At 50.5% G+C, this 21,176-nt stretch carries 18 protein-coding genes; 7 read left to right on the top strand and 11 right to left on the bottom strand.

What is annotated here, in order from left to right; translation table 11 throughout:
* The first annotated feature begins 9 nt into the window (after positions 1-9).
* Positions 10-462, top strand: a complete 453-nt coding sequence (locus OHJ21_RS28275; RefSeq protein ID WP_164817421.1) for a HEAT repeat domain-containing protein — start codon at positions 10-12, stop codon at positions 460-462.
* Between the two features lie 108 nt (positions 463-570).
* Positions 571-864 carry a hypothetical protein gene (locus OHJ21_RS28270; protein WP_100541300.1) on the top strand — a complete coding sequence of 98 codons (294 nt, stop codon included), beginning with the start codon at positions 571-573 and terminating at the stop codon, positions 862-864.
* 102 nt (positions 865-966) lie between these two features.
* Here the strand turns inward: OHJ21_RS28270 and OHJ21_RS28265 are convergent, their stop codons facing one another.
* The 3 genes from OHJ21_RS28265 to OHJ21_RS28255 form a co-directional block, all read right to left on the bottom strand.
* Positions 967-2,001, bottom strand: coding sequence for a GTPase (locus tag OHJ21_RS28265; RefSeq protein ID WP_486021752.1), 1,035 nt, complete (start codon positions 1,999-2,001; stop codon positions 967-969).
* Positions 2,002-2,340: 339 nt separating this feature from the next.
* Positions 2,341-2,508 (bottom strand): CxxH/CxxC protein, encoded by a 168-nt coding sequence (locus OHJ21_RS28260; RefSeq protein ID WP_007129186.1) that lies wholly within the window; start codon positions 2,506-2,508, stop codon positions 2,341-2,343.
* 421 nt (positions 2,509-2,929) lie between these two features.
* A complete protein-coding gene (locus OHJ21_RS28255; protein ID WP_100541303.1) occupies positions 2,930-4,297 on the bottom strand; it encodes a S1C family serine protease in 1,368 nt (455 codons plus the stop codon).
* Between the two features lie 1,123 nt (positions 4,298-5,420).
* Here OHJ21_RS28255 and OHJ21_RS28250 point away from each other — a divergent pair.
* Positions 5,421-5,684 carry an alpha/beta-type small acid-soluble spore protein gene (locus OHJ21_RS28250; protein WP_486021750.1) on the top strand — a complete coding sequence of 88 codons (264 nt, stop codon included), beginning with the start codon at positions 5,421-5,423 and terminating at the stop codon, positions 5,682-5,684.
* A 167-nt stretch (positions 5,685-5,851) separates the two neighbouring features.
* Here OHJ21_RS28250 and OHJ21_RS28245 read toward each other — a convergent pair whose 3' ends face one another.
* The 7 genes from OHJ21_RS28245 to OHJ21_RS28215 all read right to left on the bottom strand — a co-directional run bounded on the left by OHJ21_RS28245 (position 5,852) and on the right by OHJ21_RS28215 (position 15,027).
* A complete protein-coding gene (locus OHJ21_RS28245; protein WP_394059163.1) occupies positions 5,852-6,655 on the bottom strand; it encodes an MBL fold metallo-hydrolase in 804 nt (267 codons plus the stop codon).
* Between the two features lie 7 nt (positions 6,656-6,662).
* Positions 6,663-7,412, bottom strand: a complete 750-nt coding sequence (gene yycI, locus OHJ21_RS28240; protein WP_100541305.1) for a two-component system regulatory protein YycI — start codon at positions 7,410-7,412, stop codon at positions 6,663-6,665.
* A gap of 39 nt (positions 7,413-7,451) precedes the next feature.
* A complete protein-coding gene (locus OHJ21_RS28235) occupies positions 7,452-8,732 on the bottom strand; it encodes a YycH family regulatory protein (protein ID WP_486021747.1) in 1,281 nt (426 codons plus the stop codon).
* On the bottom strand, positions 8,729-10,483 hold the full coding sequence (gene walK, locus OHJ21_RS28230) for a cell wall metabolism sensor histidine kinase WalK (protein ID WP_486022058.1): 1,755 nt from the start codon (positions 10,481-10,483) through the stop codon (positions 8,729-8,731). The genes OHJ21_RS28235 and walK overlap by 4 nt, the downstream gene beginning before the upstream one ends.
* 74 nt (positions 10,484-10,557) lie before the next feature.
* Positions 10,558-11,289, bottom strand: a complete 732-nt coding sequence (yycF, locus tag OHJ21_RS28225) for a response regulator YycF (RefSeq protein ID WP_071219355.1) — start codon at positions 11,287-11,289, stop codon at positions 10,558-10,560.
* Positions 11,290-12,505: 1,216 nt separating this feature from the next.
* Complete coding sequence (locus tag OHJ21_RS28220; RefSeq protein ID WP_486021745.1) at positions 12,506-14,068, bottom strand: peptidoglycan DD-metalloendopeptidase family protein; 1,563 nt, start codon at positions 14,066-14,068, stop codon at positions 12,506-12,508.
* A 272-nt stretch (positions 14,069-14,340) separates the two neighbouring features.
* Entirely contained in the window at positions 14,341-15,027 is a 687-nt protein-coding gene (locus tag OHJ21_RS28215; protein WP_486021744.1) for a hypothetical protein, read from the bottom strand.
* A 253-nt stretch (positions 15,028-15,280) separates the two neighbouring features.
* Between OHJ21_RS28215 and OHJ21_RS28210 the strand changes: the two genes are divergently transcribed.
* The 4 genes from OHJ21_RS28210 (at position 15,281) to OHJ21_RS28195 (ending at position 19,253) form a co-directional block, all read left to right on the top strand.
* The gene (locus tag OHJ21_RS28210) at positions 15,281-15,958 is read left to right on the top strand and encodes a response regulator transcription factor (protein WP_100541311.1); all 678 of its coding nucleotides are present in this window, start codon (positions 15,281-15,283) and stop codon (positions 15,956-15,958) included.
* A complete protein-coding gene (locus OHJ21_RS28205; RefSeq protein ID WP_486021742.1) occupies positions 15,955-17,334 on the top strand; it encodes a sensor histidine kinase in 1,380 nt (459 codons plus the stop codon). Before OHJ21_RS28210 ends, OHJ21_RS28205 begins: the two co-directional genes overlap by 4 nt.
* A 120-nt stretch (positions 17,335-17,454) precedes the next feature.
* Entirely contained in the window at positions 17,455-18,555 is a 1,101-nt protein-coding gene (locus tag OHJ21_RS28200; RefSeq protein WP_486021741.1) for an ABC transporter permease, read from the top strand.
* Positions 18,555-19,253, top strand: a complete 699-nt coding sequence (locus OHJ21_RS28195) for an ABC transporter ATP-binding protein (RefSeq protein ID WP_326111314.1) — start codon at positions 18,555-18,557, stop codon at positions 19,251-19,253. Before OHJ21_RS28200 ends, OHJ21_RS28195 begins: the two co-directional genes overlap by 1 nt.
* Positions 19,254-19,683: 430 nt before the next feature.
* Here the strand turns inward: OHJ21_RS28195 and OHJ21_RS28190 are convergent, their stop codons facing one another.
* Complete coding sequence (locus OHJ21_RS28190; protein ID WP_100541315.1) at positions 19,684-20,973, bottom strand: adenylosuccinate synthase; 1,290 nt, start codon at positions 20,971-20,973, stop codon at positions 19,684-19,686.
* Positions 20,974-21,176 lie beyond the last annotated feature (203 nt).

Genomic DNA, 21,176 nt, shown 5'->3' with positions numbered 1-21,176 from the left:
TTGAAGGAGATGAACGGATTGGATAATCAAGAATTGATAACGGATACGCCCGAGAATTATGAGGAGCTTAAAAGCTCCGCCAACCGGAACGCCAATTGGAGAGAACGGTTAGACGCGGTAGAAGCTTTGGGAAATTGGAAAAATCAGAAATCCATTGATATTTTGCTGCATAGACTGAATACGGATGCGGTTTATCAAGTGCGAGAGGCAGCCTATCGTAAACTCCTGGCCTTTGGCGAGGACGTCCAGATGCCGGAAAGACCTAAAGGCGAGCTGATGAAGGATGTTTCGAAGGTATTGCTCCGTATCAAAAAAAGCCTTCCCCGTGACCACACGTATGAAGACTTCAAAGAGAAATTAAAAAAGATGAGAATCGACATCTACGATACGTACGAAGGTGACAAAGGTGCTGACTTTGATCACTGGCTGGAGCAAACTTGGTCTTCGTTATTAAGAAGATAACAGCACGCCAAGCTTTCCGGATGCTGTCATGTATATGAGAAATCCGGTTATGTTATACTGAACACAAATATTAGTTATAGGAGTGGTACTCTGAGAAAGCAAAAGCCCATGTCGTTTGATGATCTGTTGAAGGAATTACAAGGCCAAAAATCGGTACAGGAGGATCCGGATAACATCTCTTTGGAAAAGCTGTTCAATGAATCGTTTATGCGTAAACATTCATCGCACAACAGTTTTGGAGATTTTGTCGTAAAAGGTAACTTCCAAGTGGAAACGCACGAAGATATCGATAACATTCCGGATGAACTGTTTGACCGTCATGTCTCTAGAGAAACCGATTTCCCGGATTGGAAATCGATGCTGGAGCAGGCAAAAGCCGATCACGCTGCTGCCATTAAGTAAATCATGATAATATCGCTGCTATCACGCAGCTATGATCAGGGGCCGATGGCCCCTTTTTCTATTCCATCGGTCATCCATGCTAGTATATGACAATTCTCATGCTCACTCGGACTTGGATTCCGTATCCGCCTCCGCCTTATCCCTGAACTTCTTGTAGAGTTTCGTAATATTCGCCGTATTGATCTCAATGTTGTGCTCGTAAGCGTATTTCACCGCATAACCAAGCGCCAGGGTGGTGGCACCCGCTACCGTCGCTCCCGCGACCGATCCCGCTCCAGGGAAGACTTTCACGATCTGCCGAAAAAGGCTCTTGCCGATATTCCCAAATATCGTGGCAATGACCAGTTCCTTCGCCGTCTCCTTGCTGATCGGCTTATTGTACAGCACCGCAAGCCTGGTGAGCAGACTTACCTGAATGCCGGTAATCGGAATGATGTCCGATCCCGGAATGGGTGATGCGCCTACCGCTCCTGCCGAGATCGAGGCTCCGATGATCCACCCGTTGGCGGTCGCCGACTTTTCCTTAATGCTTTTGGCAAAAAGGATGTCTTTAGACTTTTTTTTAAGCATCTCCAGAATGCTGCTCCGCAGCCGGTCGATGTTCTCGCCCGTCCGCGAGGATACCGGCGCAACCTCATAGCGCCCTCCGGTCTCCTTCTTGATCCGTTCCACCAGGCGGTCGATTTCATCCGCGGCGTCGATTTTGTTCAGCACGATCAAGATGTTCGGGTTTACGCCCTGAATCTTCTCCAAAGACTTCTTCTCCGCCTCGGAGAAGACCGTGCCTGCAGCGTTAAGAAAGAACAAAACGATATCTGCTTGTTTAAAGTATTTCAAGGTTATCTCCGAGTTCGCGGTATTCACATCATTCAACCCGGGTGTATCTATGAAGTATATATGTTCCTTGTACTTATGTGGTTTAATTTCCGTCGTTTCTCCAGGCTCTGCCCCGACGCCAGCGACCTCCTCACCCACGATCCGGTTCATGGTGGAGGACTTACCTGTGTTCACATCACCCATTAGAGCGATGAGAATTTCCTGCTTCAACTGACGGTTGATTTCATCCATTTCCTTCTCATAGGCCTCATCCGCTGCCCGCTTGATCTCCTCTTCCCATGATCTTCCGTAGTCACCCATTTCTTATCGTCTCCATTCACGATAGGTTATCACGCCTCGTTCCATCTATATATCCATCATACACTACGAAGGTCTGTACAACGAAGCCGGTTGCTCATTCCAGAGACAACGATCGGAATGTCGGCCGTACTTATTATTTACCTCTTCGTCCACTCCATGAAAAGGCGGATAAAGGATAGGATGAGTTTATTTAAATTTTTTTATAAAGTTTTTCTGATTCGTATGATGAATAAGGGTCTCGATCTTCTCTTTGCATTGTCTTCCGAAAATGTACGCAAAAAAAGCGTGAATTCATCACGCTTTCTCATCCGCATTATCTATTTAATTAAAATATTCACGTTACACAATTAAAAATTCAGCATGCTTCTCGCACTCCGCGCACTTCACCGGTGGGTCCCAGTCCGAAAACTCGGTCTCCTTCAGATCAACAATATCCGGGGCATCCTCATATTCATCCACGAAATTTTCGATCGCTAGTTCCACATGTTCCTTGCATACGACGTACATTCTATGCATCCTTTCTATCTTTCGCCTCATGTTGTGTTTATATCTTCAAACCAGTATAGCCACTCTTCTGTTCTACCACACTCTACGAGAAAAAGAAATGCTTTTAACCTATTTGCTCATCCCGGCCATATTTCAATCCACAAAAGCTTCCTATCCATCCATGGATTTCACATTAACAGTCCTTACACCCAACCCAATATCATTTCGATGCGAACAGCAAAAAAGAGCGTAATCCACGCTCTTCTTCGCGGCCGCTTCACGGCTCGTATCTAACCTTTTTCAAATCTCTCTATATTGGATACTATTCAACGCTAACGGTAATATATACCCATGAACGGCTGCATTAAACAATGGACAAGCACATGAATTTGAAAAAATCCACATTGCCTTGGGCCGACCAAGTCAGCCGATCCAGCCTGTATTACTCTCCAGGCTTCTCTTCCAGCTTTACCTTCAGGGACTGCAGCTTGCCGTCACGGTAGAAGGTCACGTCCAAGTCTTTGCCCACCTTCGTGTTGTAATAAAGGTGCTTGCGCAGCTCCAGCGTCGTCGTGATCGGCTTGCCATCCAGCTTCACGATGACGTCGTTCAGCTGCAGACCGGCATCGAGCGCAGGTCCAAGCGCATCCAGCACGACTACGCCTTCCGTTACCGTCTTCGGCAGCTTGAGGCCCTCCTTCTCCTTCTTACTCAACGGAGCATACGGATTACTCAAGTCTACGGTGTATACGCCAAGATAAGGGCGGGCAATATGCCCCTTCAGCATCAGCTCGGTTACAACCTCCGTAATTTCATTGACCGGAATCGCAAACCCAAGTCCTTCTACGCCGGTGTCTGCAATTTTCATTGTGTTAATGCCGATAACTTTACCGTTCAAATCCACCAAAGCGCCCCCGCTATTCCCCTCATTAATGGCAGCATCGGTCTGAATGACCTCCTGCTCCCAATCGTAGATGCCATCCTGGTTCAGGGATACGGGTATCACACGGTTCGTGTAGCTGACAATCCCGGATGTGAGCGTGTCGCCCAGGCCCAGCGGGTTGCCGATGGCGATGACGGTTTCGCCGAGGCGAAGCTTGGAGGAATCTCCAAACTCTGCAACCTCTCCGATGCCTTTACTGTCAATTGACAGAACGGCAATGTCGCTGACGTTGTCCGTGCCGACCAAGGTCGCTTTTTTCTTCTCGCCGCCTACCAGCACAACCTCCAGGGAGTCGGCGCCTTCCACCACATGGTTATTCGTAATCACGAAGGCTTTGCCTTCGAGTTTCTTGAAGATAACGCCAGAGCCCAGGGCGTCCTCCTGTGAACCGCCGAAATCTTCGCCGAAATCAAAATCTTCGCCGAAGTCGAACCCTTCCGGAAGCTCGAAGTCCCCTTCATCCTCAGGCAGCGTGCCGGATTCCTCCTCCAGACCTTCACCCTCGATACCTTCCTCTTCAGGCAGCACGGTCTCTTTATGCGTCAGCACGCTAACCACGGCCGGACGCACCTTCTGGGCAGCGCTAATAATCCGTTCATAGGGATCTCCATCGGACGTGGACAGCTGATGGCTGCCATTTATCATGGTAAGCGGTGAAGAGGTCGCTGGATGGCCCGTTATGAAGCTGAACAGCATCACCGCAATCAGAGCACTGCACACAGAACTGATCGCGGAAATCTGGAATGTAGATAAGCCCTTTTTACGGCGGGTCGTCCGCCACTTTGTTCGCTCAGGTCGGTCCTCGCTGGTATTTTTGCTCCGTCTGGAAATTTTAGTTGAATAGAAATCATCGTCAAATAATCCCATTGCGATCCCTCTCTCCCCTTGGTTGCTACGCGTCAAGATACTTTACCAGCTTCAGACTCTCCGCCATTACCGACTGACCTATTAAATCATCTTGTCGTCATAACAACCTGCCCTGCACCGAGTGTATCTAGCTTCCTATGAAAACGGCAGCGTGCCACCTGTTTAATATCTCTCTATTGTAATGACTCTTCAGCGGCTCAAAAAGTTGCATTTTTGAGCATTCTATTTGAACTTTTATCGAAATATCGCTCTACATCGAATATCTCAATCCATCGCCTGAAATCTAGTTCCATAAAAGGTATGTATTGCCACCCGACAGTTCAAAAAAAACCCTGTATTCTTCTATTACCACAAACAGGGCGACTTAAGCGCGAAACATCTGTTTTTTCTAAAAAAAGATGGGAAAACCTGGGCCATCCGTATTTTAAAAGTGCAAATGACCTGGTGCCTTGCTCGATGCAAGTGCTTAACAGAAGCATTCAGACCTTCCAGTGCTCCTATTGTACCACACGAACAGAGGTTCACGTCAGCATTCTTTAATAAAAACAAATGCCAAATTGATGGCAATTTTAAGAGGCTGTACAATGCGAGATTCTTCATTCGATAACAACGTATAGCCCGGATGAACATATTAACCTTGTATACGTGACGGACAACCGAATGGTTCCACTATTTAGGGATTTTCTTCAACGGTCCAACGCTTCTTTTCCGGCGTATCCGCTATTCCTAACCGCCTGCAACCCTCATTCGCGCATTCCCCCTTAAAAAAAGAATACCGGACAATTGTGTAAAGAAAATGGCAATATCGTCAGTCTCTCATGACCAAACGATCCCGTTCGGAACGCAACGTTAAAGGTGGCTCCGGCGACCCACACCTCATTCCTATTTGGCTTCCCCGCAACTTATTCTTCCTTAGCTGCCCATTGGAAAAATACTTTCTGTTCCCTTCCGCTTCGCCCCTTCAGACAAGGCCAGTCTATCCTGTTTCCTCATTCAATATGCCTCGGTTCCATTCTCTTCAGCCCTCCCCTAGGATTTGAACTGGTTAGGTTATCCATTCATCTGTAGGTGACCTGCAGGGAATGTTATGAAGGAGAAACCATTCTGCAAGGAGGGTTATGGGATGGCAAGAAGATCAAGGCGGCGCCGGAGTCCCGAAATGCAGCAGTTCATGACCGACATCATGCGGGACGAAGGCTATCAAGTGGACCCGCAGAGACAGCAGGACGTCAAATATGAGGTGGCCAAGTCACTCGGTGTACCCCTTAAACCGGGCGACAACCGAGATCTGACCACCGAGCAGGCCGGTAAAGTCGGCGGTGCGATTGGCGGTTCCATGGTCCGGGAGATGGTGCGTATGGCACAAGAGAGCCTGAGCAAGCGTTAGAACGAGCCTCATCTCTCCGGAACTCGGCATCCCTTAAACAGCAAAACAGCTCCACGTCATAGTTCCCTATGATCGTGGGGCTGTTTTGTTATGCCTATATAATGATAACGAATATATGATGGCTTCGAAAATAAAATCGTCAACGGTATACCTGTCGTTGCCTAAACCTATTCCCCCACCTTATCCCAAGGGGTCGGACGGTCATAATACGTATCGCATAATTTAAACTCGCTATCCTTGAAGAAGCAGCCGCGGTCCTCCATCGTATCGCGTACGGTCATTCTCGCCAGTTCCATCATGTTATGATCCAGGCTGAGATGGGCGAGATACGTTCGTTTGGTATCTCCCGTCAACAGCTCGCTTAAAGCATCGCCTGCCGAATTATTCGACAAATGCCCCATATCGCCGAGAATCCGACGTTTGGTATTCCACGGATAGCGTCCCATCCGGAGCATCTCGATATCGTGATTGGCTTCCAGAACCAGGACATCCGATCCATCCAGCGCTTTCTTCACCTTATCGCTGACATAACCGAGGTCCGTGGCAACGCCCAGCTTCTCGTCACCGTCATAGAAGCAATAACCGACCGGTGCCGCAGCGTCATGGGATATTTCAAAAGGCTCCACCCGCAGCGTGCCAAAATCCTTGACCTCATGACTCTCCAGCACAATCCGGTTCTCTTCCGCAATCTTGCCCAGCGACTTGCTCATTGCTTCCCACGTCTTCTCATTCGCATAGATCGGGAGATTGTATTTGCGCGCCACCGCGCCAAGCCCCCGGATATGATCCGAATGCTCATGCGTAACCAGGATCCCGTCGATTTCTTCCCCCATCATTTCGCGTTCCTTCAACAGCTCATCGATGCGCTTTGCACTTAAGCCCGCATCAATTAGCAATGTCGCATCCTCATTGCGGACAATGGTTGCATTGCCCGTTGAGCCGCTCGACAGCACGGAAAATGAAATCCCCATAGTCTTGTTACTCCTTTGTCGTATCGCTTTTTGGCGTCAGCACGTCCCCGCTAATGCCTTGTACATAGATCATCTCGCCATGATCCAATGTAAACCGCCAGGTTGGCGCTGCTAACTGATCCTCCGTATTAAACAACTGTCCATAATAGCCAAGCTGAATATCCCTGACCGCTGAATCAGGCGGGATGAAGTTACGTTCAATGAGCGTTTCCAAAGCCTTGGATGCGGGCAGAACCTTTTGTTCCTCCGTATCGTCGGTTGGCATAATCTCAAACACTGGCTCCCGGTACGCATGGATCTTCTGGGATTCGTAAATAAACTCCAGTTCCACATTGAACAGCGGCCATTCCTTCTTCACCAGCGGCCGGAATACGATGATGTTCTCTTTATCCGACTGCGGATCATGGCGATAATTCCCGAGATCCGTGATCTTGCCTTCCAGCGCATTCCGCAGTTCCTTCTCATCGGCATAAATCAGCTCCGTATCAATCGGCTGTTCCAAACCTACCGGCTCTCCCTGCGCTTCCGCGCTGTAGATATAATTAATCTTGGGCAGTTGCGGCGTTTCCGTCGGAATCGGACTCAGCAATTGAATCCGATTCTCCTCAATCACCTGCTGAGTGCTCTCAGAAAGCGAGGTGAAATCCAGATTGGAGCCGACCTGCTCGCGGTAATCCATCCAGAGCTGATAGCCCAGCACCAGATTTAACAGCAAAAACGCGTAAATCAATACATTTTTGGCACGGCCCCAATCCATGATTTTCCCTCCTTGTCATTCAATTGCCATCTTCCTCATTTATTCGAGTGTGATAACCGCCCCGTTCTGGAGCTTTAAGGCCCATACAGGCTTCAGCAGCAGCCCTTCTCCCGTCCGCACTGGTAAATAGGCGGGATCCAGACCCATAACCACGTTCTTCTCCTCGACATAAGGCTTCAGCTTCGCTTCCAAGGCCTCGCCCCCTGTCAGCTTCACCATCTGTTTCTTTAAGGCAGCAGACTCAAGATATAACAGCGAGCGCTCATACGAGGTTACCGTTCCCTGCTGTAGATCCAATTCCATGACGCCATACTGGAAGCCTGGCGTATTCAGGATCGGGAATCCGCCATAGTACTGCTGGAATTTTACCAGCGTCCGATCCTCGGATTCACTCGCCTTAGCCAGCCTATACGTGCCATTCCAGCCCCCGTGCTGATTCACGAAATCGATGGCGGACAGCACATCCTTGCCGGGGCTGCTCTCACCGGATGGCGGCGCAGCCGGATCGGTGTAACTGATCCATTTCTGCCCCTGGTCCACCTGCAGGCTCCGCTTACTGTCCGTATAAATCTCGGAGCCGTCTTTTTCCCGGATGTTGCGGGTGATGCTAGGGTCAAAGAACAGGCTTCTCTGCATTTGCTCTACCGTATATTCGCCAATCGGCAGTTCAATGCTGACCATATTCAGTTCCTTCTCCGGGGTATAATACCGGCCATCCACCATCTTATACGGCGTCCAGCTCAGCCCGAAGTCCACCAGTTGATCCACGTCCTGTACGGTCAAATCAGCCTGCGCGGCTTCATAGACGACATCGCCCTCCGTACTGAAAAACATGACATGGATCTTCGCTTCGCCTTCCACGCTGTACAGCCATATTTTATTGATGCTTTCCCCTTCAAACAGGGTGTCCGGGACGATCTGCATCACTCTCTGGAGCAGGGTAACCGGAATGCCGGAATCAAAGCTCAGCTCAATGCCCCGATTCTCGGAGCGAACCTTGGCCCAGTCGATGTTGTTGACCATCCGCCGCTGGAAATTATCAAAGGTCCGTCCTTTAAGCCGATTATACACAAGATTGTAGAACGTATCGTTCGGATAGAACACCGTATGTTTGTCTTCGCCTTGATGAATGATCATCTTGTCGGGAAAAAGCAGATTTTCGGGCTTTTCCTCCGGCCCCATTTCCTCGGTTCGGATATAGGCGTCCTTGGATTGCACAACCGAATCACTGCCCGGAAAACGGAAAATCAAAACGTAGCTCTGCAGCAAACTGCCAACGACCAACACGACCAGCAGAACGGTCTTCAATCGCTCCTTCACGTTAACGCCCTCCCCTCATTGTCCAGGGGCAAGGTGAAGGTCACCGTGGTGCCTTTCTCCAGCTCGGATTGAAGCGTGATAAAACCTCCATGTGCCCTGACAATTTCCCGGGCAATGGATAGACCGAGGCCCGTTCCGCCCAAATTGCGCGTCCGGGCCTTATCTACCCGGTAGAAGCGCTCGAAGATCCGGTCCAGGTCCTTCTTCGGAATGCCGATCCCGGTATCCTTTACCGATAAGGACAGCATGCCTTCCTCGGTTATGCTTGCATCCATGGTGATAGTGCCTCCGTCTGGCGTATATTTAAGGGCGTTGGAGATCAGGTTATCGAGAACCTGATCAATGCCATCCCGGTCCAGCATAGCTGTCGATACGCCCGGTTTCACCTCAATAATGGTGCGGATATGCTTTTGCTTCATTTGGAAAGAGAATCGGTCCTCTACGTCCTCCAGCATCTCCACAATGTCCGTCGGCTCCTTATGCAGCGCAGCCTCCTTGGAATCAAGCCGTGACAGATGCAGCAGGTCCGTTACCAGCCGGATCATCCGGCCGGTCTCATTCTGGATGACACCGACAAATCGCGGCCCCATCTGTTTATCCTCCAGCGCCCCATCCTCCAGCGCCTCGGTATAACTCTTGATGGTTGTCAGCGGCGTGCGCAGCTCATGAGATACATTCGCCACGAACTCCCGCCGGGATGCTTCCAGCTTCTCCTGCTCCGTAACGTCTTGCAGCACCGCAATCGTACCGGTGATGCCAATCTCCCGCCGGTGAATCGGAGTAAAGGTCACACGCATCATGAACGGATCGCCGTCCTCCCGCGGGACTATTTCCAGCAGCTTGGAGTCATGGCCTTCACTGCGCGCCAGCGCCTCCGATTCGGACTCCTCAAGCCCCAGCAGGGACACGATATCGTGTCCTGCCAGCTCTTCCCCCTCCACGCCCAGCATCTCACTGGCGCGCCGATTCATCAGGATGACACGTCCTGCTTCATCGGTTGCGATGACGCCGTCGCTCATATTGGTCAGAATCGAAGCAAGCTTCTCTTTCTCTTCTTCGTTCTGCGAAAGGGCTTCGCGCAGACGGCTGGTCATATAGTTGAACGCCTGGCTGAGCTGGCCGATCTCATCGCTCCCGAACACCGGCGTTTTCTCGGTAAACCGGCCGTCCGCGACGGCCCGGGCATGCTTGGTCAGCTCCTTGATCGGATGAGTGATCGTATGCGACAGAATGACGCCGAGCACCGCAGTCAAGCCGAGTGCGAGCAGAATGCCCGATATAAAAATATTGTTGATCCGCTGCATCGTGCTGTACAGCTCGCTCATGCTGGCTACAATGTAGATGGCACCAACGATTTTCTCGTTATACATGACGGGCTTGGCCACCACTTTTTTGCGGATATTATCATCATCAATAATGTATTCTTCATTATCCTGTATTCCCTGCAAGGCCCGGCTGACAACCGTCTGTGTATTCTTGGTGTTCACGTAGTCCGCATGGGAGGGCAGCGAAGTCGTGAGAACCCGCCCCGTGGAATCCAGCACCTGAATCTCGGCTCCGTTCAGATTGAACAGATTGTTCACCATGACGCGCAGGCTCTCAATCGGGTCCTCCTCCGTATCATTCTCGCCGCCAAGGGTCTTGGCCGCCAGAACCGACATCAGCTCGGCTCGCTCCTGCAAGTCCTTCGTGAAATTGCTGGTCAGCGAGTTCTTCATCGCACTCACAAAATACACCCCGATCAGCTGCATCGCGATCAGAATGAGAAGGACATAGATGATGATGACCTTCGCCTGAATGGTGCGGAAGAAGGACAGCCACTTCATTACAGGCCTCCGTTTTTAGCGCTGCGCATCAGGTAGCCCAGACCGCGCCGAGTCAGGATATATTCCGGCTTGCTCGGATTCTCTTCAATCTTCTCACGAAGTCGGCGAATGGTAACATCCACGGTCCGCACATCGCCAAAGTATTCAAACCCCCATACCGCCTGCAGCAAATGTTCACGAGTCATCACTTTGCCGGCATTACGGGCCAAATAATACACCAATTCATATTCGCGGTGCGTCAGGTCGAGCGCTTCCCCGCTTTTGTATACCATGTACATATCGGTATCAATAAACAGCTCAAACAGCCGCAGGCCTTGTCCGCCTGCACTTGTGCCGCCTGTGTTATCCGCTGAGTTGTCCGGCTTTTGCTGACGGCGCAGATGCGCCTTCACGCGTGCCAGTATTTCTCTGGTGCTGAACGGCTTCGTCACGTAATCATCCGCACCAAGCTCAAGTCCCAGCACCTTGTCGATCTCCCCGTCCTTTGCCGTCAGCATGATGATCGGGATCTGCAGGTTCGCGGCACGTACCTCGCGGCACACATCCATTCCGTCTTTTCCGGGCAGCATCAAATCAAGCAGCATTAAATCCGGCCGCTTCGTGAGTGCAATCTCTACCGCGCTAATGCCATCAAAAGCGCAGATGACCTCATAGCCCTCTTTTTCCAAGTTAAACTTTAAAATATCGGCGATGGGTTGTTCGTCATCCACCACCAGAATGGTTCCCTGCATCGTCCTGTTCACCTCATACCTTCACTTAAAGAGGATGTTCAAAAAGTCCCTCTTTGATCACGAAGTAGCACCGGTAGCCACTCGACATCGAATCTTGAATTCAGCCGGGCTTTCCGGTGCTCACGTACCCAAAACGTACGCTTCGCTCCTCAATCCCTAGCTTCATCCAACCTTCTCGGTGCTGAAAGTTTGACTTTTTGAACTCACACTTAAACGGTCTTCTTCCCATTTTACCACACCTGCCGCCGCTACACACCCAGAGCTCCTAACAGCTGACCCGATTCAGGGGGCGGCTACTTTAATGATAATCTTGAATGAATAACAGATCAGGCGTAAGAGAAGAGGACTCCTTTCGCTTTATGAGTGCGCGGATTAAAATGATGAAGATCGTGCTCTTGTAAAACCGTCTCGATAGTTGAAATTCATAACTTTTCTGGATTATGATGGAATCATCCTTTAAGGGAGTTTCATCCGTTTTATTTAAGTTAAGAATGAGAGCTCAATCTATAAATATAGGAAGGAGTTATATGGATGGAAAGTACAAATATAGTTACTCATTTTAGACCCATATATATTCTGTTTATCCTCATTCTGATAATCTCATTGTTCATCATGATTTTTCGGAATCGCCATAAAATAATCAATGGCTTTACAATCGCAATAATTACCCTTATTAGTTTGGCAGTATCCGCTCATCTGACCTATCAAATAGGTTACCTTGCAGATGAATTAGGAACCAGCGGCGACGCTGTTTCCTTTATGATGTTTATTGCAGTGGTGATACTATCGTTGGTTAATCTCCTAGTCTACGCCTACAAAAGAGAATAATTCTTATCGAGGGACACCACTTGCGCCCCCACTGCAGACACTTTCCCGTTCTGCCCCGCCCACACCGCCTCCCTACGACCGCCCCGATTCAGGGGGCGGCCACCCGCTTCGCAGCTTAGCCGGAATGTACGGGGATGGATTCGACAGATAAGGGAAAATATCTTGGAAGACGCCTTTGGGAGTCCTTTGTCCCCTCATAAAATTCAATTCAGACAAAGGGCAGACAACAGCGGCTGGAAAGATATTTCCCGTTCTGTCCCACATCCCCAAACACCGCCTGCAAGACGCAAAGATGGCCGCCCCCGTTAAGGAGCGGCCATCTTCACTATTATGATATATGAACCAATAATGGCTTATGTCGCATTGGTTTACCTAGTATAACACAGAACTACAGATAATTCATCGGATTTTGGGCAACTCCATTTTTTTGCACTTCGAAATGGAGGTGAGTTCCAGTAGAACGGCCCGTATTCCCCATGACGCCCAGCTTGGAGCCTTGTCCAACCGATTGTCCGTTGCTCACGGAAATCTTGCGCATATGCCCATACAGAGTGCGATATCCATTGCCATGATCGACAATGACGACGTTGCCGTAACCGCTCTGCTGACCGGCAAAGACCACTCTTCCCGAGGCGGCTGCCATAATCGTGCTGCCGCCAACCAGATCGACGCCCTCATGGCTTCTTCCCCAGCGATGACCGTAGGGGCTCGTAATCCGCGCGCCGCTGACCGGCCATGCGAACATGCTGCCGCCGGATTTCTGGGTCACCGTTACTGCTTTTTTCTTTGGCGTTACCTTGGTGCCTTTGTACACCACTTCCGGCAGCGATTCCTGAACCACCTGTTGGCCCGTCCATTGCTTGGAGATAACCTGCCCGTTCTCTTTGGTTACGATATAATCTACGGTTTTGACGCCATCCCGTCCGGGACGAACGACCTTTCGTTTCCCAAGCGGAAGCTCGCTGCTCTTGCGGACAATCGTTTCCGGCTTGCTTGGCTGCTTCTCCGACACCGTCTCCACCGTTCTTACCGTCAGCGGCGCTTCCGGCTTCGTTACTTGCAGCTCGGCCCCGATCTGAACGTATTTCTCCTCCAGCCCGGGATTCAGCGCCATAACGTCAGCCGACTTCATACCGAAATGCTGTGCGATGGAAGAGATCGTATCCCCCTCTTTCACCGTGTACACCACCGGCTTGTCCTTCGTGCCCGTAAGCACCTTCACCGCTTCCTCCACGTCCAGCACCTTGTTCGGGTCAGCCTTCGTGTTGGCCAGCGAGATGTTCTCTTTAATGTCCACGGACTGGAGCCCGCTTCCGTCACCGCTCTTCTTGCTCGATGCCGACGTCTTCGTGAAAGCGACCCTCTGCGTCTTCTCCTTCTGGGCAGCCGCCGGAGCGAACTTCAGCTTGGCTGCTTCGACGGCAGCCTTGGCCGTCTGCTGATCTTTCACGATCGCCACCGTCTTGCCGTTCACCTTCAGCTCCACGCCGCGGGCATATGCCTTCAGCAGGTTATCCAGCTTATGGAGTGTTTCCTCGCTGTTCACCTCCGGTTTATAGGAACGGTCAGCTTTAGTTGTAATGCCGTCGGTATTGAGCACCATAAGTACATCTGGGTACTCTTTTTGATATTCCTTCTGCTTCTCTTTAAGCAGCTGATCAAGCTGGGCATCATCTTGAATGGTGCCAATCGCTTTTCCATCTACATACACATGATAGAACGGAATCGTATTTGCGTTTACATACGCTTTTCCGCCCGTATATATTGATCCTGCTATGAGCAATGCCCCTGCCGAAATCCAAATCCACCTGCGCGGCGAAGTCCATCCCCGTTTTTGTGGATTCGACGGCTCCGAGGGCTCACGATTCGAGTTGTTGTTGTGGGCAGAATGGTCGGCTGCTTGCTTACGCAAGATGCTATCCATCCACCGTTTCCCCTTAGAACCTTTCATGTCTCTCTCCTTTAAGCCTTGTTCATATGTAAGAATCTGTTCATTTGAACTTGCTGACTTAGCATTGAATATGACACAACCTGTCAAAAGGTATCAAAATTTTAACCTTTTCGATCTTCGTATACTTTAACATAGCCTTAACAATCATTTCAAGTTTACGAAAACAGCGAAAAACCCGCGCCCAGCGCGGGTTTCCTCATTTTCCCTAATATATAACCTTAGCAAGACAGTGACAAAACAGTGACAGAACAGGCCTGAACGCCGTTATACCGTTATTCTTTGAGCATGGTGATCAGTTTATCGAATTCCTCTGCATTCAAATATTTGGATATGCCCTGCTCGATGTCTGCAAGTTCCGCTGCGGTCAGTCCGTCCTCCATCGCCTCGGAGATCTTCTGCATTTCCGATTGGGGCAGCTTATTCATCAGCATGGTAAAAATCTCTTCCTTCTCCTGTGTTGGCAAGCTGTCCTTCCGATCGACAATTTCCCCTGGTGTCATGACAATCTCTTGATCTTCCAGGGAGGACTCGTCAGGCAACTCTGTCGTGTTCGTGCCCATCACTGGCAAGGAATTATCCGGCGCCTCTTCATCTGCTGGTGACTCATCCGTCGTTCCCGCCGGGTTCGATTTCGCCTCGTTGTCCTCTTGTGCCCCTCCATTACGATCCGAGCCGGCTCCCGTTGCCGGTTCATCGGACGCAGCATCCTTATCTTCTGCTTGGTTGTTATCCTTTGCGGCGTTCACGCTGTCGATATCCGACTTTGGACCAGAGCCCATACCGAACATCGACTTCACAATACCTCCAACCCCCATCGGCTCCGTCTCCAGCTGAATGTTAAAACTGGACAACACCGATTGAATATAGGCATTGACCACGATGCCTGTTGTCACAATCGTGAGCGTGCTCACCAGGATGGCGGTCAGGCTGATTTTCAGCAGCCATTTCGTCCACTTCATACGAATTTCCTCCTATCTCATGCATGGTGAAATGACATGACAATAATTTCTTTCTTTTTCCAGTATTGACGGTTCGAAATCGCTTCAATCCCTTTTCCCTCTTTTTTTCTACTTCCATCTGATATATTTCATGATTCGGTTGGTTTTAGGCCACACTACTCCCGTGCTATAGAGAGTACAATCGACCGCACACGGGAATTTATGATACATATATAGTCAATCGGAACTGCACATGAAGGAGGTCAATCTAGCAATGATTCATATATTAATCGCGGATGACGACGCGCATATCCGGGAACTTCTGCAATATCATCTTCAAACCGAAGGGTACACGGTGTTTACGGCTGCTGATGGGGAAGAAGCTTCTGCTCGCTTGGCAGAGGAACAGGTTCATCTGGCAGTCGTGGATGTTATGATGCCGAACAAGGACGGTTATCAGCTCTGCGACGAAATCCGGCGTTATTATGATGTTCCCGTCATTCTGCTGACGGCCAAGGATCAGCTCGTGGATAAGGAAAAGGGATATGCCGTTGGCACGGATGACTACTTAACCAAACCATTTGAACCAAGGGAGCTGCTGTTTCGAATCAAAGCCCTGCTGCGGCGGTATCAAATGGTCAGCGCAGACAAAATCCGTCTGAACGAAACAACCATCGACCGCAAAAGCTACGAGGTTCAAGGACACGGAAAGGTACTGATGCTGCCGATGAAGGAGTTTGAGCTGCTCTCCCAGCTTGCGAGCTATCCGGACCGGACGTTCTCGCGCGAGGAGCTGATTCAGCTCATCTGGGGAACGGATTTTGACGGAGATGACCGGACCGTTGACGTCCATATCAAACGACTCCGGGAACGCTTCGCGGACCGAAGCGGCGATTTCCGGATACGGACCATCCGGGGCGTAGGGTATAAATTGGAGGCGGCGCCGCAGTGAAAACCCTCTATTCGCGCATCGTCCTCACCACCATCGCCATCATGGTGATCAGCAGCTTGATTGCTTTTGTGCTGTCTAATCTTTACTACCAGTACAATCTCAAGCCCTTTAACGATCAGAAGGTCACCACCATGGCCAAGGATATCGGGGACTTTTATGACAGCCACCCGGAGACGGACATCCATGATTATCTCCATCACATCGGACAGCTCGGTTATCAATTCTATTTGGTGAACGATCAAGGCAAGGAGTGGTTCTATGGCGGCATGTTCCGTGAACAGGACCTTTCGCCCGAAACGGTGCGGCAGGTGCTGAACGGGAAGGTGTACCATGGCATCGCGGAGTTTCCGTCGGAGCTGTTCATCACCGGCTTTTTCGACAATGTCCTAAGCAACTCCATCGGCATCCCCATACAGGTAGAAGGCAGCCCTCACGCACTCTTCATCAGGCCCGATATTACCGTCCAGTTCGGGGAGATGCGTATCTTCTTCTCCATCATCATGGTCATTGCCATCCTGCTGAGCATCCTGCTTGTCGGCATTATTACGCGCTATATCGTGAAACCGATCGTGATGTTAACCGAGGCCACCCAGAGCGTGGCGCAGGGCCAATATGACATTAAGCTGAACGTTACCCGGCGTGACGAGCTGGGGCAGCTTGCGGACCATTTTTCCCAGATGGCCAAAGGACTAGCGCAGTTGGAGCAGATGCGTCAGGAGTTTGTATCCAATGTCTCGCATGAAATCCAGTCGCCGCTGGCCTCCATTCAGGGCTTCTCGCAAACGCTGCAAACCAAGCGCTTGTCCGAGGAACAACAGCAGCATTACTTATCGATCATTGAGGCGGAAAGTCGCCGGATGTCCCAGCTCAGCAAACAGCTGCTTATGCTGGCGTCCCTGGATAAGGAAGAAAATATTCTCGATAAATCCACCTTCGACGTGGCCGAGCAAATCAAGCAGGTACTGTTCCACACCGAATGGAGCTGGCGCAGCAAAGATTTGACCATCGATATGTCGCTGCCGCCGACCTATGTCTATGGCGATCAACAGCTCCTGCATCAGGTATGGACGAACCTCATCACCAACAGCATTAAATTCACCGCACCTGAAGGCGCCATCTCCCTGCGTGTGATCAAACACAACACACAATGCCGCATCGAGATCTCCGATACGGGCATTGGTATTCCGCCAGAGCACCTGCCCCACATCTTCAACCGGTTCTACCGCGTGGATGAGGCTCGCGACCGCTCCGAGGGCAGCAGCGGATTGGGTTTATCCATTACCCAGAAAATTGTCGAACTGCATGGCGGACGTATTGAAGTCACGAGTCAGCCTGGAAAGGGAACCACCTTCACCGTGATCCTCCCTCACGTATAATGCAGCCTAATCTCAAGTTCATGCTCTGTTCATAATCCATTCCTATACTTGGGGCATATCCCGCAGAGATTAAAAACCGCGGGATGTGCTGCTTAATGATTAGGAATGGAGATGGGAAACATGTTTCTTGCACTGCGTGAACTTCAGCATGCGAAGCTGCGCTATCTGCTGATTGGCTTCATTATGGTTCTGATTGCCTGGCTTGTTCTGTTCGTCACGGGATTGGCCCAGGGGCTCTCCTCCGATAACGCCTCTTCCATACAAAATATGAAAGCCGACTACCTGGTGCTTCAGGAGGGATCCGATCATCGGATCAATCGTTCCGTACTAACCGGCGAGATCTGGAACGAAGTGCAGAGCCGCCCGGGTGGAAACCCGGCCACTCCGCTCGGCATACGCATGAACACCTTGACCAAGGAAGGCTCCGCGGCCAAATTCGATGCGGCCTTTTTTGCCATTGATGTGGAGAGCATGCTGGCACCCCGAGTCGTTGAAGGCACCATGATTAGCAATACGGATGCCGGCCTTGTGATGGCCGACCGCTCCTTGAAAGAGGACGGGTACCGGCTGGGCGACCGGATCGTGGATCAGGCTACAGGCGCCACGTTTACGATTGCGACCTTTACGGAGGGACAATCCTTCAGTCATGCCCCGGTCATTCACATGAACTTTGAGGGATGGAAGACGCTTCAACCAAACCCGGCAAAGCTAGTGCCTATCTATAATGCCATCGCTTGGAAAGGAACTCCGGAACAGAAGGAGGCCTTGGCCCGGGACGTATCCGGCATTGAGATTATCACGAAAGAGGAAGCCCTGCAGGGAATTCCCGGTTTTCAGGAGGAGCAGGGTTCACTTATCATGATGATTGTGTTCCTGTTTGTGATCGCAGCCTTCGTGCTGGCCGTGTTCTTCTACGTCATGACGATTCAGAAAATGAATCAGTTCGGCGTCCTGAAAGCCATCGGTGCGGGGACCGGCTATCTGGTGAGGAGTCTGATCTTTCAGGTCCTGACCCTTACCATCGTCAGTCTTGCGATCAGCATCGGCCTGACTTACGGGGTTTCGCTCCTGTTGTCCGGCATCGTGCCCTTTTCGTTAACGCCTTCGGTCGTTCTGCTCTGTTCCTTGCTGTTCCTGGCGGTTTCCCTGATGGGATCGCTATTGTCGCTATATCGGGTCATCAAGATCGATGCAATCGAAGCTATCGGGAGGGCTGCATAATGACATCATCCAAGCTGTTGATGGATCAGGTGAGCAAAGAATTCGGTGACGGGGACACCTCCGTTAAAGTACTGGACAACATTTCGCTGGATATCAAGGGTGGGGAATTCGTCGCGGTGGTCGGACCTTCCGGTTCGGGCAAAAGCACCTTTCTCTCCATTGCAGGGGCACTTCTATCCCCTACCCGCGGAAGAATATGGATGGGTGATCAGGAGGTTACAAGGCTATCCGCCAAAAAATTGAATGCGCTGCGGCTGAACCATATCGGATTTGTCTTTCAATCCTCCAATCTGATTCCTTATCTGGCTGTCCGCGATCAGCTCCTCTTGATTGCCAAACTGGCAGGACAGCACGGCCAGGAGCCGCAGCAGCGGGCGGATGATCTGCTTCATCGGCTGGGCTTATCGCACCGCAGGTTTCATTACCCTGAGAGCTTATCAGGCGGCGAACGGCAGCGTGTTGCCATTGCCCGGGCATGGATGAACAATCCGGAGCTCATTCTGGCAGACGAGCCAACCGCAAGTCTGGATTCGGAGCGCGGCCGAACCGTAGTTCAAATGCTCGCCGATGAGGTCAAGCTGCGCCAGAAAGCCGCCGTCATGGTCACGCATGACAAGCGCATGCTCGATTTATGTGATCGGATCATTTATATCGAGGATGGCAAGTTATCCGAACAGCGATCTCCCACTCTGCTATAGAATGAAAAAACCGGATTCATCCTAGCAACCTAGTAGATGAATCCGGTTTTTATTATGCTGGATCGTGTACCTCTCCAGCTCTCAAGAAGGCCATACGCCTCATGGGATTCGTATGGCTTCTGTCCCCCCTACGTTGATCTGACTGCATATACCCGCTGCCTTTAGCCCCAATTCCAAATGTTCAGCGTGCTGTCCTCTATGTCTCTCTCCATTATAGGGTGGATGGACATTCGACTAAGGGATAATATCCTTCAAATGAAGGGACAAATTCTTCCACCTTTAGGGTGTCACTGTTATCTCATGATACGCTCTGGTCTCCACTTTCTTTTTCTTTACCAAAAAGAAAAACCCGCCGATAATATCATCGGCAGGTTTATAGACTTATCTAAACGTTGAACTTCTAGTCTTTCTATTCATGGTCCAACCCTGATTATTTCTCGTAAATCGGAAGCACTTGATTCGTCTGCTCCCGGTTGCGGCCAACAGAGAAGATGGCAATCGGAATGCCGGTCAGCTCGGACACGCGCTCGACATAGCGACGGGTGTTCTCCGGCAGATCCTCCAGCGTTTTTGCTCCGGTAATGTCTTCGTTCCAGCCTGGCAGCTCTTCATAGATTGCTTCGCACTCAGCAAGCATTTTCAAGCTGGCCGGGTAGTGCGTAATCTCCTCACCGCGGAATTTATATGCGGTACAGATCTTAACGGTCTCAAGACCGCTCAGCACATCCAGCGAGTTCAGGGACAAGCCGGTAATTCCGCTCACGCGGCGGGCATGGCGTACAACTACGCTATCGAACCAGCCTACGCGGCGAGCACGTCCGGTTACCGTGCCGTATTCATGTCCTTTTTCACGAATGTACTCACCGATTTCATTGTCCAGCTCCGTCGGGAAAGGTCCATCCCCTACACGCGTCGTGTAGGATTTAGCCACCCCGATCACCTGCTGAATCTTCGATGGTCCTACACCGGAACCGATACATACACCGCCGGCAGAAGGATTCGAGGAGGTTACGAACGGATACGTACCTTGGTCGATGTCCAGCATGACGCCCTGCGCACCTTCAAATAATACTTTTTGATTCTCATCGATCGCATCGTTCAGGACGACGGAAGTATCACGCACATATTTACGAATAATTTCGGCATACTCCAGGTATTGCGTCAGAATCTCTTCAACATCGAGCGCTTCCCCGCCATATACCTGGGTAATCACTTGGTTCTTCTCCTTCACCATATGGCGAAGCTTCAGTTCGAACTCTTCCGCATCCATCAGATCTGCGATCCGGATGCCGTTACGTGCCGCTTTATCCATGTAGCAAGGGCCGATTCCCTTGCGGGTCGTACCGATTTTGTTCGGACCTTTACGGTCCTCTTCCAGAGCATCCAATACCATATGATAAGGCATGATAACATGAGCACGATCACTGATTACCAGATTATCCGTGCTGAACCCGTTATCATGAATATAATTAATCTCTTCAATAAGTGCAGCCGGGTTAACGACCATACCGTTTCCGATCACACAGGTTTTATCTTTATAGAATACTCCGGATGGAATCAAGCTAAGCTTGAATTTTTTACCGTCAATCAGAATGGTGTGGCCGGCATTGTTGCCGCCTTGGTAACGGGCTACCACGTCTGCGCTTTCCGCCAAATAATCCGTGATTTTCCCTTTCCCTTCATCTCCCCATTGTGTTCCCACAACGACTACCGTTGACATATTCATTCCTCCGCCCGGGCTGTTACACCCTTAATATTTCGCGAAACACTGATGAAATAACCTCTACATGATGATTAAAATTCAACCCCACTGCACTAAAGCAGCAATACCAGTGTAACAGTCCCCATTTTTAAAGTCAAATACAAAAACGAACAATCGCACATCAGTGTGTACGATTGTTCGGAATTAGGACGAGATTATCG

This window comes from Virgibacillus sp. LDC1 (genome assembly GCF_025792345.1).
GTDB classification, from domain to species: Bacteria; Bacillota; Bacilli; order Paenibacillales; family Paenibacillaceae; genus Paenibacillus_AQ; species Paenibacillus_AQ lautus.
The sequence above is the reverse complement of the archived record's forward strand: the minus strand, read 5'-3'. Positions and strand labels throughout refer to the sequence as shown.